At 68.3% G+C, this 14018-nt stretch carries 10 protein-coding genes; 3 read left to right on the forward strand and 7 right to left on the reverse strand.

From position 1 onward, the window contains the following. Positions 1-59: 59 nt before the first annotated feature. The 7 genes from mycP (ACSMXX_RS06930) to eccB form a co-directional block, all read right to left on the reverse strand. The gene (gene mycP / locus ACSMXX_RS06930) at positions 60-1388 is read right to left on the reverse strand and encodes a type VII secretion-associated serine protease mycosin (protein WP_473183160.1); all 1329 of its coding nucleotides are present in this window, start codon (positions 1386-1388) and stop codon (positions 60-62) included. A gap of 94 nt (positions 1389-1482) precedes the next feature. Beyond that, positions 1483-2976 (reverse strand): WXG100 family type VII secretion target, encoded by a 1494-nt coding sequence (locus tag ACSMXX_RS06935; RefSeq protein WP_473183161.1) that lies wholly within the window; start codon positions 2974-2976, stop codon positions 1483-1485. Positions 2977-3040: 64 nt separating this feature from the next. Continuing rightward, complete coding sequence (locus tag ACSMXX_RS06940) at positions 3041-3370, reverse strand: hypothetical protein (RefSeq protein ID WP_473183162.1); 330 nt, start codon at positions 3368-3370, stop codon at positions 3041-3043. A 26-nt stretch (positions 3371-3396) separates the two neighbouring features. Next, complete coding sequence (mycP, locus tag ACSMXX_RS06945; RefSeq protein ID WP_473183163.1) at positions 3397-4758, reverse strand: type VII secretion-associated serine protease mycosin; 1362 nt, start codon at positions 4756-4758, stop codon at positions 3397-3399. Between the two features lie 141 nt (positions 4759-4899). Then, a complete protein-coding gene (locus ACSMXX_RS06950; RefSeq protein ID WP_473183164.1) occupies positions 4900-5190 on the reverse strand; it encodes a WXG100 family type VII secretion target in 291 nt (96 codons plus the stop codon). A gap of 93 nt (positions 5191-5283) precedes the next feature. Continuing rightward, positions 5284-5595 carry a WXG100 family type VII secretion target gene (locus ACSMXX_RS06955; protein WP_473183165.1) on the reverse strand — a complete coding sequence of 104 codons (312 nt, stop codon included), beginning with the start codon at positions 5593-5595 and terminating at the stop codon, positions 5284-5286. A 351-nt stretch (positions 5596-5946) separates the two neighbouring features. After that, positions 5947-7488: a type VII secretion protein EccB gene (gene eccB / locus ACSMXX_RS06960; RefSeq protein ID WP_473183166.1), complete on the reverse strand. Its 1542-nt coding sequence runs from the start codon at positions 7486-7488 to the stop codon at positions 5947-5949. 559 nt (positions 7489-8047) lie between these two features. Here eccB and eccE point away from each other — a divergent pair. The 3 genes from eccE (at position 8048) to ACSMXX_RS06975 (ending at position 13944) form a co-directional block, all read left to right on the forward strand. Then, complete coding sequence (gene eccE, locus ACSMXX_RS06965; RefSeq protein WP_473183167.1) at positions 8048-9373, forward strand: type VII secretion protein EccE; 1326 nt, start codon at positions 8048-8050, stop codon at positions 9371-9373. Positions 9374-9405: 32 nt separating this feature from the next. After that, positions 9406-10260, forward strand: a complete 855-nt coding sequence (locus tag ACSMXX_RS06970; protein ID WP_473184670.1) for a hypothetical protein — start codon at positions 9406-9408, stop codon at positions 10258-10260. A 489-nt stretch (positions 10261-10749) separates the two neighbouring features. Next, complete coding sequence (locus ACSMXX_RS06975; RefSeq protein WP_473183168.1) at positions 10750-13944, forward strand: SCO5717 family growth-regulating ATPase; 3195 nt, start codon at positions 10750-10752, stop codon at positions 13942-13944. Positions 13945-14018: the final 74 nt, after the last annotated feature.

The raw sequence follows: 14018 nt of genomic DNA on the forward strand, positions 1-14018 counted from the left end.
GTATCCCGCTGATCCCTCAAGCTGAGCAACAGCGGGATACGGTCTTCGTGCCGCCTATCTCACGGCGCCGGCGGCTGGTTCGGCGGTGGAGGCGGCGTGCTCGGCGGTCCTCCGAACTGGCCCGACGGCGCCTGAACTTGCTGGCCTGGGTACTGCTGCGGGGGCACGGCCGGACTGCCACCGCCAGCACCCCAGGGGTCGCTGACCCGGTCACGGCGATCTTTCCTCTTGACGAGGATGACGACGAGGACGGCGGCCCCTACGAGCAAGACGAAGATGAGCCCGAAGAGGACGATGGGCGGGCCTAGTGCGAACATCCAACCCGCCGAGTCATCAGACGATGACGAGCCGGAACTGGAACTGGCGTCGCCCGCCGCAGAGTCAGACGACTTGTCCGACTTAACCAGTGGGCCGTCTTTCGGGCCTGCCGGGATATCGTATGTCACGGCACGGAAAGGCCTGATGACACCGTAACCGTATTTCTGCGTGGGAAGCTTCGGCTTCGACCCTTTCGGCGCTACAGGCAGTGCCGTCTTAACGAGGCGATTGATAATCTGTCCTGCAGTCAGATCCGGGTGCTTCTCACGAACCAATGCAATCGTACCCGAAGTATACGCTGCGGCATCTGAAGTACCGTTAGCCACGGCGTACCCGGAAGCTGATTGCGTACTGGCCACTACATTATCCGTCGCCGGTGCAACAAGTGTAGTGTGTGGGCCCCAGTTCGACTCGTCCCAGACGGTTCCATCCTTGTCCAAGCCGCCAACTGCGAGTACTTCAGGATAGGCGGCTGGATATTCCTTGTTCTTGGTCCCTGAGTTACCGGTCCCCGCAACAACGATTGCGTCCTTCTTCAGGGCATAGGAAACTGCCTCACGTTCCCTATCGTTGTAGATGGATCCACCGAGGGATACGTTGATGACTTTCGCGCCCTGGTCCACAGCGTAGCGAATCGCATCTACGGTTGAAGACCCATAGCCGGACTCATCATCAGAAACCTTCAACGGCAAGATCTTGGCGTCCGGGGCAAGCCCCATGACACCCGACGTACCCCTCGTGCCGTGGCCCGCTCCTGCAATGACCCCCGCCATCCCAGTGCCGTGATCCGCCCGGTCATCGTGTGCGTCACCACGTCCATCAGAAAAATCCTTGCCCTTCAGCACGCGACCCTTGAGGTCGGGGAAGGAAGCATCAACCCCGGTGTCGACTACAGCTACTGTGACGCCCTTTCCAGTCGCGTGTTCCCAAATATCCTCGGCAGCAAAGAAATCCAGTGCCCATTGCCGGTCCCGGATGTCATCTGCGGAAGCTGCAGGAGCGGGGCCAAGGAGCAGAGCCCCTGTCAACGCTCCGGTGCCCACCAGATGCAGCGCTCGTCGGAGTCTCAAGTCCTGCTCCTCTGCTTGCTCTCGACGATGGCCCCCGCGAACTTGACTTTCGCGAGGGCCATCTGCCTTCCTCAGTGGCTACCTGCCACAGTTGCTACTCGATCGTCTTGGGGACGCTCCGGTTATCCTCGGGCGTCCAGGTCTCTTCGTCCTCGACAAGATAGTCCGGACGGCTTCCCTGCTCGCGCTCTTGGTCACCGGGCCGCTGGCTCGTGCCCCTGGCCCCGCCAAGCATTCCAGCGCCGCCACGTCCCGCGGCACCCGACGCACCGCCTCTGCCCTTTCCAAGACCGGTTCCACCGGGAGTTGCTGGCCTGCCACCGCTGATCCCCTTGGGGGCCCCTGCAACCCCGCCCTTCGCCTTGGCCAGAGCACCACGACCAGCAGCTCCCGCGGTTCCTCGGGCACCTGCACCTGCTGCGCCTGCGCCGCGGCCACCCATAGCACCAGCACCTCCGATGCCGGCACGCCCAGCAGCACCCCGGGCTCCACCAGCAGCGGCCGCACCGCCGCCAACAAGACCGCCACCGGGCACACCCGCTGTCGCGCCAGCACCTCCGGCTGCGCCTACACCAGCGCCTGCACCGGCTCCCGACACAGCTCCGCCGCCGGCCGCGCCGCTGCCGCCACCCGAAATGCCGGACGGCAGACTGTCAACCTTCGTATGACTCGCGGGGACCTGCTGCCCACCGGAAATTCCTGAATCACGCGGACCTGTGGCCGACTGTGCTGTGCTCGTACCTGCCAGCCCCGTGGTGGATTTCGGGCTTACGCTGGCAGACGGCGTCGCTGACGACCCTGAAGTTGCAGGGATTGGCGTCGGCATAGGACTTGTTGGCTCCGCCGGGGGGATCGAGTCTTTGTCATCCCTCGTGCCCTTGGAGTCCAACCTCTTTCCGTAGCCCACGTAGCTACGCCCAAGGGTCTCCATGATGGCGGCAGCCTTGAGCTGAGCTTCCTTCTCTTCCCCGATGTAGTTCTCGTTGGCCTCCGAGATGAGGTCCTTGGGGATGTTGCCGCTCTTTACGTCCTCCTGCGTGTACTTGTCGTCACGCCCGGAGTCGGTGACGCAGTCCCACGCCTTGGAGAGCCAGTTGGGCTTTTCAATCTTGCTGATCGCGTCCCGCTGCGTACGAAGGTCATTCGCCGCTGCGGTCATGACCTCAGACACATTCTGAGCGTGAGTCGCGCTGTTGGCGATCTGCTGAAGGATCCTGTACGCCTTGGTCCTGAACTGGTTGGCGCTTTCTCCCTCCCAGTGCTCCAGGACCTCGTCGACTGCCTTCTTCAACTGGCCGTAGGCACTGCCTCCTGACGGTGAACTGCCCCCGCCCTCCCCCACCAGCTTGTCGTGAACCCTTTTCCAGTTCTTGCCGACCGTGTCGACGCCATCGGGGTTGGCGTGCTCGATCATGCCCTTCAGCTGGTCGATGTCATGAGCCGTGAAGTTCGTTTGAAGTGGGAACTGCCCGTTGAGCTTCTTGTAGTCGGCGATCTCCTTCTCATGACCCTCAAGACCTTCGTCGTGCGATTCCTTCTTGGCCTGTTCGATCGCCCGCTGCTGAGCCTCGATCTGCTCCGGCGTCATATGGCCATGGGCCGGGTATCCCATTAGCAGTCACTCCCCACCGTTGAGTTCTGGTCCGGGCCCATCACTTGCCACCACCGGAGCCCGTCGAGACGCCGTGCTTGGTCTTCTGCTCCTGGTCGTCGTAGTTCCGACGGACCTGTGACGCGTTGGAGCTGAACTGGTTGATCAAGTTCTGCAACTGCTTGATGTAACGTTCGATGTCGCTCTTTACGTTGCCGTGCGCCCCGCGGAAGTCGTTCTCTTCGCTGAAGTCCTTCCCCAGCCAGCCGGCGGGCAAGTACGTCTCGTACTTGGCGCAGGTGTGAGGGCCGCCCATGTCGTCGACCACGCGGTTCAGCTTCTTGATGACCTCGTCCAGGGCGCTCAGATCGACCTTGTATCCGCTGCTCATAGCCCCGTCTCCTCTCCCCCTGCTGCCTAGTGCCTCGTTGAAGTTGTGGTGTCCGCCGGGCCGTTCGCGGCTGTGCGCTTGCGGCGGTGGTCGCGGGCTGCGATGGCAGTGCCGCCGATGAGCAGTGTCAGAACTGTGCCTGCGGCCATGACGTAGACCGAGATGCGCTGTGTGCGTTCGGTTTCGCTCTCACCGACCGTGAGGGACATCGGCGTGACGTGCCCGCTCTGCTTGGGCTTGTCGGGGCGCGGAGTGCTCTGCGGCTTGTCGTCACTCGAAAGGGCGGCGACAGGGTCGACGACGCCCCAGCCGAGCTGCGAGTCCGCGTCGGAGCCGGGCCTGTTGGCCGTCTGCTGGAGGCGAGTGGCGATCTGCTCGGAGGTCCATTCCGGATACTTCTCATAAAGCAGCGCGGCGACGCCGGCGACGTACGGAGCCGAGAAGGACGTGCCGTCGGCGGAGCACTGCCCGCCCTTGGGAACGGTGGAGACCATGCCGACGCCGGGCGCCGCGATGTCCACGAATTCGCCGGACTGGGAGAAGAACGCCCGCTCGTTGTTGCGGTCGGACGCCCCCACGGCGAGGACGCCCTCGTAGGCGGCGGGGTAGGTGTTCTCGAGCTTCCCGTCCGCGCCGTCGTTGCCGGCGGCGGCAACGACGAGGATGTCCCTCTCGACCGCTACGTCGATGGCGGCTTCGAGGTCGGCGTTGGGCTCCTTCTTCACCGTGTCGGACGAGATGTTGATGATGTCGACATCCTTGGACACCGCATACTTGATGGCCTTGGACATCGTGACGGAGTTGCCCTGCTCCTCCGGGTCCTCGCTGCCCGTGTACCGGAGCGGCAGTATCTGCGCCTCAGGGGCGATGCCCGAGAAGCCGGTGCCGGAACTCTGCCGGGCGGCGATGATGCCGGCGACCCGCGTACCGTGGCCGTTGACGTCCGTCGTACCGTTCTTCGCTTTGCCGACGAAGTCCTTGCCGCCAGGAGCGAGGGCGGGGCGGATCTGGGGGTTGCCCTTGTCGACGCCCGTGTCGATGACGGCGACCGTGACTCCGTCGCCCTTCCCGGTGCTCCACAGCTCGTCCAGAAGTACGCGCTGGAGCGACCACGGGGTGCTCGTGATGTTCTTGCCGCCGAACTTGCATTCGGTGCTGTCCAGGCCCTGATCCTGGCCCGCCCTGCCCGGCGAGTGCTCCGCGGACGGGCTGCCGCCGCCTTTCGCAGGAGACGCCGGTGCCGCGACGGCAGGTGCGGCGGAGCCGACGGCCACGAGACCGAGCGCCGCGAGCACGACGAACGCCCGCTGGGCGCAGCGGGTTCTGCGGGGCCTTGCCTGAACGGAATCTGCGTTCAGGACTTCCTGATTGAATCCAGTGCTAGCCATGGACATCGTGACTCTCCCCCGGGGACGCCGGTCCGTGCCGACGTGCTCACCCCGGCCCGGTCGCACGCCCTGACGCAACGGCAGGAGCGGGCCCGCCTGCGAGAGGCCGGGCCCACTCCTCGTACGGGCGCTGCCGGTTGCTCAGTTGCCCCAGACGTTCGCGTTGCTCTTCTCGGTGGACTGGTAGTTGTCCGCCGAGTTCTGCAGCGCGGTCGAGATCTTGAGCAGAACCTGGTGCAGGTGGTCAGCGGTCTGGTCCCACTGACGCTGCTTGGCCTGGTAGCCCTCCTGGGCGGAACCTTCCCAGGTGCTGGCCACGCGCTTGACCATGGCCTCGAGGTCGTCGAGCTGGCTCTTGATACGGCCGGCCGTGGACCTCACGTCCTGCGACGCCTGCGTCACCGTCTGGAAATTGACGAGAATTCCGGACACTTTACGACTCCTCCTTCAGCGATTCTTCGGTAGTAGTAGCTGTGAACTCGTACGGAATGACGAATTCCGTCTGATCGGCCAACTGGCCCTGGATCAGCCGAAGTCCGACATGATCTTGCTGACCTCGGAGTTCTGCTGCTCTTCCGTCGCCGAGTAGTTCTGACGGGTGGAGTCGACCGCTTCCTTGATGTCGTTGAGGATGTTGTTCATCTTGCGCGCATCCTCGTTCCACTGCTGCTGCAGCCGGTTGTAAGCGCTGGCCGCCTGGCCCTGCCAGCCGCCGGCGATCTGGCTGATCACACCGTCGAGGCGCTTGACCTCACCCTGGACGGAGCTGTTGACCTCGCTGATCTTCGACGACAGAGCCCGGAGCTCGTCCTCTGTTACCCGAAACTGTCCTGCCATGGCGCACCTTCCCCCATGCATCATCTAGTGAACGTCTCAGCAGCCCGCGTCGGGCTGGTGGGTCACCCTATGCCACGTACAGAACGGGCCGTCAGCTGACACCGGAAGAACACTACCCTGCCCCACCGACACAGCTGTTCGCATGCCATTACCGTCACGTGGTCAACACACCGCCGCGACCAATCCGTGATCACACTGCGGCCGGTGCTTCACACACCGAAATCACCCTGCCCCCCGTCCACCCCGTGAAACCCCCGGAAAGGAGTAACTCCCGCCCAGAAGGCGGGAGTTACTCCTACCCGAAGATCGGCCAGTCGATGCACGCGTCAGCGCCCGCCGGCGTTCCGTGCGTCACAGACCCTGTTCCTGCGATGCGCTGTCCGGGTCCAGCGTCGGGCCCTTGGGCAGCAGCGAGGACCAACTCTGCGGAACCCGGGCGACCTTGGCCTTTTCGTAGCCGAGCCGCATTTGCGCGCTCTCCTCCTTGGCGCCGCCGCCCTGCTGGCCGCCGCCACCGCCCCGGAGAGCGTGCCGCAGGCCGGAGTCGGTCAGCAGGTACCGGGCACCGCCGCCGCCCTTGCCGCTGAACTCCTGGTACAGCAGCCCGGATCCGGAGCTGACGTACGCGCTGGCCGCACCGTCGACGATGTTGGCCGGGTAATCGGGTCCGGCCCAGGCGGCCAGCTTGGGAGCCCCGCCGGACATCTTCCCCGTGTAGACACTGCAGGAGACCGTGCGTGATGTGGAACCGATGCCTTCGGCCCTGCGGTTGACGGGGGTGAGCACGTCCTCGGGCCAGCCCTTGCCGCCGGTCGCCTCGTTCTCCTCGGCTCCCGCGTTCGCCGCCTGAATGTCGTTGACCGAGATGGGTTTCCGCTGGCCCAGGCCCGCCCCGCCCATGGCGAGCTTCGCGACGAGCGGGGTCGCCCGCTGCACCTTGTTCTTCATCACCACGTAGTGATACGGCGTACCCGTGTCGGTGGACTTGAGCACCTTCCCGACTTCACGGGCCCCGGCGGGGAGTTGGTCCACCCCATCGAACTGTGCGGGGCTCCCGACATTGGCACCGAGGTTGGGGAACGTGAGCGTGTCACCGCTGTTCAGGGTCTTCAGCCACTGGCTTGAGACTTTCTGCGGTTTCTCGGGCCTTTCCATCGCGAGCCTGGTCAGCAGAGTGCGTTCCTGCAAGAACTCCTCGTCCTCCTGCATGCGCCCGTGCAGCAGCATCTTCGTACCCGTGCCGTCGACCACGTACTGGTCCCCGGTCTCGCTGTCCTCGACGAACAGCGCCTGACCGTTGCCCAGGCGGTACTTGTTCTTGAGGGTGTTCTTGTCACGGCCGCCCAGTACGAACACGCCCTGCTGGGGCTCGCCCTGGCCGTTCGAGGCGGGCTTCTCGCAGACCGCCCACTCCTTCGGCGACTCGGCGTCGGCCGTGCTCGGCAGCCGGTCGGGGGCGTACGGGATTCCGATGGTGGCACCGCGAGCCATGGGGCTCTCGTCGATGTCCTTGCCCGAGACCTCTATGACCTCGCCCTTGCCCTTGTCCAGGACGAGTTTGGCGGAGGCGAAGTTCATCACGGGGTGGAGCTGCTCGACCTTCTTGCCGCTCTTGGTCTTGTCCTTCAGGACGACATACCGAGTCGTGGAATCACTGTCGACGATGATGTGCTCGCCCACCTTGTCCCAACCCGGGGGCGCACTGGGGGCGATGGCCCCCCAGGCGATGAAGCCGGCGACCAGCACCAGACCCATCACCGCGCTGGGCATGATCGCCCGCACGGGACGCGGGGCCTCCTCGTCGGACACTCTCGATTCCGGCTGCAGAAAGGCTGCAAGCGTGCGCTTCCGCGCGAAGGTGTGGGCGCTGAGCTCGTCCCGCCGCGTCGCCATCGGTCCCCGTCTCTCCCGTTCACGTGCTGGTGAAGTACCGAAGTACCCAGGTACTGGTGGTGTCTTGGTGGTGTGCGGTGCTCGGAGAATTGTGCCTTGCCGGATCGTCCCGGATCCGCGCCGGCTCCCAAGTCCGCCTCCCCCGGCTGCACTACTATGCCGCTCCACGGTGCGTACGCAAACGCCCGGGTGGTGGCGGACGTCGCGGTATCCGCACAATGCCCTCACTCGCCCTGCTGTCAGCCGCCTGCGGGGCCGCGTTCGCGATGAGTATCCTGACGTCCGGCCCGCATCCGTTCGCGATGCAGGCCGGTACGGCTCCGCCTACGGCACCGGAGCCGGCGAAGACGACGGCACAGCAGGGGGCGACCGCAGACGCCGAAGCGGCGAATCGCTGAAGCGGCGACATCACCGAGAGCATTACGCAGCAGAAGCCGCCTGTGCGGCGCCCGGACCGCGTCCCGAAACAGAGCGAAGCAAAGCGAACCGAACCGCACGCGGAAACGGCGACTGAGGTCAGCAGCCGTGCAGATGACACCTCGAAGGGGAATTACGGGGGATGACGAGCGCCACCCGCAGCCGGTCCCGGGACCAGCGCGTACCGTCTCAGCGCAGCGACGAGCAACAGGCCCCGGCGGCCGCGCAGGCACCTGGCACCGCAACGCTCCGGCTGAGCAGCAAGCCCGGCAGTTTCGGCCCGGTGCGACTGCAGCAGCTGGTACTGATCGAGGTCGCTGCCGGGCTTCTGCTGGTCGCCTGGATCGCACAGAAGTGGCTGGTGCTGCCGGCCGCCGTGGCGGCCGGGCTGCTGACGCTGTTCGCCCTGGTGCGCCGCCGGAAGCACCCGCTCTCCGAGTGGTATGAGCTGAAGCGGTCGCTGCGGCGCCGCAAGCGGGAGGCGAAGTATCCGCTTCCGCCGGGCACCGATCCCAGTCTCGCGCCGGTCGTCGAGTGCGACCCGGCCGTACAGACGTCCACGTACGTGACGCGCGAGGACCGCGCGGTCGGCATGGTCGGTGATGGCACCTTCCTGACGGCGCTCATCGCGGTCGAGGGCCAGGACGCTCCGCTGCGCCCGGGGCGCAGGGGCCGCGTCGAGCGCCCCGTGCCGCTGGACGTGCTGCACGACGCCCTGACGACCGACGACATCCGGCTGGAGTCCGTCCAGATCGTCCAGCACACCCAGCCCGCGCCGGCGCCGCATCTGCCCGAACAGTCCGTGGTGGCACGGTCGTACGGGATGCTCCAGGAGGCCTCGGGAATCCCGTCGCTCCGTATGACGTGGGTCGCGCTGAAGCTCACGCCCGAACTGACGCCGGAGGCGGTCGAGGCGCGCGGCGGCGGGCTCGGCGGCGCGCAGCGTTCGCTGGTGCGCGCCGCGGACCAGCTCGCGAGCCGGCTGGAGGGCGCGGGATTCAGCGCCTCGGTGCTCAACGAGACGGAGCTCACCCAGGCCCTGGCCACCTCCACATGTCTCAACCCGCGGGCGGGCAACGCCACTTCGCAGGACGGCCGGCCCGGACAGCGGCGCACAGAGGAGTCGGTGCGCGGCTGGCGCTGCGACGACCGCTGGCACGCGACGTACTGGATCAGCCGCTGGCCCCAGGTCGGCCCGAACGCCGTGAGCTCGGCGCACCTGGCGTCCATCCTCACCTCGCTGCGCGTTTTCACCTCCGTCTTCAGCCTGACGCTGAGCCGGGGGGACGGGCGTTCGGCGTCCATCGCCGGGCACGTGCGCATCGTCACCCGCAGCGAGAACGACCTGTCCACCGCGCGGCGTGAACTGCAGCGCACGGCGAGCCGGGCGAAGACCGGGCTCGTCCCGCTGGACCGGGAGCAGACGCCCGGTGTGCTCGCCACTCTGCCCCTCGGAGGCACCAGCTGATGTCCACTCCGATGATGCCCAGACAGACCGGCATGCCCGGGGCGGGCCTGGGCCGTCAGCAGCCGCAGGGCGGCGTCGGCCAGGACGGCGAACCGGCGCAGCCGCGTCACGTGGCGACCGCGACCGACACGGGAGTCGTGCCGGTCTTCGGGCACACCGACGAGGAGCAGGAGCGGGCCGCCCGTCCGCGCCGGCCCGGTTTCGGGCTTCGCGGTCCGCGCCATCTGCGGCACAAGGTCGCCGTGGAGCAACTCGCCGCCATAGGCGTCCCGCTCGGTGACGACGGCGTCGTGATCGGTACGGACGCGCAGCGGCAGCCCGCCGTTCTCGGGCTCAGCCGGCGTACGGCGTACGACGTGCTGCTGATCGGCGGTCTGTGGACGGCGCAGGTGCTGGCGCTGCGTGCGGCGGGCACCGGGGCGCGCGTCGCGGTCGAGACGGGCCGTACGCATGTGTGGACGTCTCTGGTGCGTGCCGCGGGGGCGGAGCAGCAGTGCATGATGCTCTACGACGTCGGGCACGTGCCGTCACTCGGTCCCTCGGTCGGCAGCCCCGTCGTGATCATCCGGGACTGCGGCATGAAGCCTCCGCGGGGGCGCGTGACTTCGGCACCGTGGCAGTCGGTGGTGACGCTGCTCCCGTACCTCAGCCCGGCGGCACCGCGGCTGCTGCAGACGTCCTCGCTGGTGGGCATCCAGCGGGTCTCCCCGGACGAGGCGGGGCATCTGTCGCGGACGATGCGGCTGCCCCGCGAGGAGACGGAGGCCCTCTCGACTCTGGGTGACGGCGTCACCCTGTGGTGCACGCGCAAGGACAGGTACTACTCCCTGACGCAGCCGACGGACGCCGAGGCCGGCCTGCTCGGCAACGCGCGCCGTCTCGACTGAGGTTGGCCCGGCCTCGACCGAGGCCGGCCTGGACGCGGGACCGGGGGTGGCGCCGCGTGACGCGAGATGACGTGACCGTTCCTGACCGAGGTGACGTGCCCTGACCTGGCCTGGGGTGACGTGACCGACGCGGGCGCGTGACGGTGTCCGCCGGGCACCGGGCCAGCCGCTGCGGCCCGGCTGCAGGCGGGCACCGGCCCATCCGCCCCGTACCCCCCTGACACTCGTCATCCGCGCCACCCGAGGGTGTGGGAAGCGGCACTGGTACAGGACGGACAGCAACCCTGAAACGGCGGAAAGTTGACCGCCGGACGGTGCGCTCCGAGACTGGACCGAGACCTTCGACTGGTTGAGTCGGGTCGTAGGCGAACAGAGTGGCCCCCGGGCACAGAGCACGGACGGGGCCACAGTGCCGTGCCCGGAGCGGTCGTGATTAGGCTGGGCCACTGCGCAACAAACGGGGTGTGCGACCACACAGCAGGAGGCATTGTGAGCAGCGATCGGGACGAGATCCGCTGGGGCAGGACGGGGCCCGATACCGATCGGTTCGATGATTCAGCTCCCGAGAACGACACCGAGTCGACGGGCCAGTTCACCATCGACTACACGCCCCCTGCCTGGTACACGCAGGACGCGGACAGCGCCGCGGCCCCGAACACCCCTGGTGTGGGGGACAATCCGAGCGGTCCGACGACGCCGCCGCCCTTCGCTCCGCCCCAGCCGCTGCCGGGTGCGCCCGGACAGCCGGCCGGGCCCGGCCCCGTCGCTCCGGAACCGCCGCAGGCCACGCCCGCGACACCACCGCCTCTCCAGTTCCCACAGGCGCCGGCCGCGGGCGAGCACGATCCCAACAGCTCTTCTTTCGCGGGACAGGGGCCGCAGGACACCGGGTCCGGGCCGCCCGTCCGCGCGGACGCCACCTATGTGATGGCGCCGCTGTCGCAGCCGTCGGCGCCCCAACGACCGGATCAGCAGGAACAGGAGCCACGCCCCGATTCCGGTGAATACGGTGACGGACGGGGCGAGTTCGGGCAGCCGCCGGCCGGAGACGGCGGAGCCCCGGCCGGTACGCCGCAGGACAGCGCGGCCGCCACGGATGCGACCCACGCGCCTGACACGACGGCGTCGGAGGCAACTGCCGCCTCCCCACCGTCGTTCCCCTCTGTCCCCTCCTTCCCCGCGGTTCCGCAGCCTGCCGCCGAGGACTCGGCGTCGACCGGTGCTGCGGAACCCGAGGGCTCGGCGATCCCGCTCCCCGGACGGGACGACACATCCTCCGTGGACCCTCGTTCGTACGACCAGCAGTCTCCGTCGACGGACGTGGCGGCGCGAGCCGAGACCGATGGCACGGACGCGAGCGGCGAAAGGAACGAGCCCGACGAGCCGCGCCCCTCCGCCGACCTCGCCGCGGAGGACGGCGCGACCGAGACGGACGAGGCGAACGAGGCAGCGGAGGACGGCGAACCGCCCGCCGCGGACGACGGCGTAAGCAGCACCGGCACCTTCCCGGGAGCCTTCCCGGGAGCGGAGGAGAGCGCCGCGCCCGAGCCCGCGCCGACGGCCGAGTCCGCGCCGATGCCCGAGCCTGCGCCCGCGCCGGAGCCTGCGCCCGAGTCGACGCCGCTCCCCCAGCAGGGCGCCCCCTGGACGACGCCGGGCGGCGGCAGCGGTGAACAGGGTGCGCAGTCCACCGAACTGCCGCCGCTCCCCCCGGACTTCCAGCCCGCGACCTCCGGGAGCGATTCGGCTCCGGTCGCGGGGAACCCGCCGTCGGGCGCTGCCACTCCCGGTACGCCCGCGGCCGGTACGCCCGCGCAGTTCCCGCAGCAAGGGGGCTACGGCTACCCGCAGCAGCCGGCGGCACAGCAGCAGCCGTCCGGGTACGGGTACCCGCAGCCGGGACAACCGCAGCCACAGCCCCAGCAGGCACAGCTTCCGCATGCACAGCCGCAGCAGCAGCCGCCCGCGGCCAACCCCCAGGCGGCACAGCCCGGCTACGGCTACCCACAGCCGGGACAGCAGCCCGCGGCGCACGATCAGCAGGCCGCGCAGCCCGGTTACGGCTACCCGCAGCCCGCACAGCCACAGCCCCAGCAGGCACAGCTTCCGCAAGCGCAGCCGCAGCAGCAGCCGCCCGCGCCCAACCCCCAGGCGGCACAGCCCGGCTACGGCTACCCCCAACCCGGCCAACCCGGCCAGCCTCCGCAGGCCCAGCCCCAGCAGCAGCCGCCCGCGCCCAACCCGCAAGCGGCACAGCCCGGTTACGGCTACCCACAGCCCGCGCAACAACAACCGCAGCCCGGCCAGCAACAACCCCCACAGGGCTACGGCTACCCCCAACCCGGTCAGCCCGGTCAACCCGGCCAGCCTCCGCAGGCCCAGCCCCAGCAGCACCCGCAACAGCAGCCGCCCTACCAGCCCGCCCCCCAGCAGCAGCCCGGCCCCGCCGGGCCCGCCCCGCAGGGCCCCCCGCCCCCCGGCGCCGACCCGGGGGCAATGGCGCCCGGCCAGTCGCCCGCCGAGGACGCGCGGCGTCAGGGCCAGGGCGGCAATCCGCTCGGGTACACGGCCGCGGTCGAGCTCTCGTCGGACCGCCTGGTCAACAACCGGAAGAAGCCGCGCTCCCAGAATCCCGCGCTCGGCGGCAAGTTCCGCTTCGGTGGCAAGAAGGAGGAGGCCGAGCGTGAGCGCAAGCTCAGCCTGATCCGTACGCCGGTGCTCTCCTGCTACCGCATCGCCGTCATCAGCCTCAAGGGCGGCGTGGGCAAGACGACGACCACGACCGCGCTCGGCTCGACCCTGGCGACCGAGCGGCAGGACAAGGTCATCGCGATCGACGCGAACCCGGACGCGGGCACACTCGGGCGCCGCGTGCGGCGTGAGACGGGCGCGACCATCCGCGACCTGGTGACGGCGATCCCGTACCTCAACAACAGCTACATGGACATCCGCCGCTTCACCTCGCAGGCGGCGTCCGGCCTGGAGATCCTCGCGAACGACGTCGACCCGGCCGTCTCGACGACCTTCAACGACGACGACTACCGCCGTGTCATCGACATCCTCGGCAAGCAGTACCCGATCATCCTCACCGACTCGGGTACGGGCCTCCTCTACTCGGCGATGCGTGGAGTGCTCGACCTCGCCGACCAGTTGGTCATCATCTCCACGCCGTCCGTGGACGGAGCCAGCAGCGCGAGCACCACGCTGGACTGGCTCTCGGCACACGGTTACGGGGATCTGGTGCAGCGGAGCATCACGGTGATCTCCGGTGTCCGCGAGACCGGAAAGATGATCAAGGTCGACGACATCGTGGCGCACTTCCAGACGCGCTGCCGCGGCGTTGTGACCATCCCGTTCGACGAACACCTCTCCGCGGGCGCCGAGTTGGACCTGGACATGATGCGTCCCAAGACCCGCGAGGCGTACTTCAACCTCTCTGCCCTCATCGCCGAGGACTTCGCCCGTCAGCAGCAGGAGCAGGGCCTGTGGTCGGGGAACGGCAACAACCCGCCGGCCCAGATGGCGCCGCCGCTGCCCGGCCAGCAGCAGGGGCAGCCGCAGCAACAGCCGTACGGTCAGCCGCCGTTCCCGCAGCAGCAGCCCCAACCGGGACAGCAGCCCTATCCGCAGCAGGGCGGCGGCTGGCCGCAGCAGCCTCCGGGGCAGGTGCCGCCTCAGCGGTGACGGACCAGGCACGCTAGACGGTCGGAGGGGCCGGCACGGGGATCATCCCGGGCCGGCCCCGCTTGCCTGTCCGG

The organism is Streptomyces sp. DSM 116795 (genome assembly GCF_055792905.1).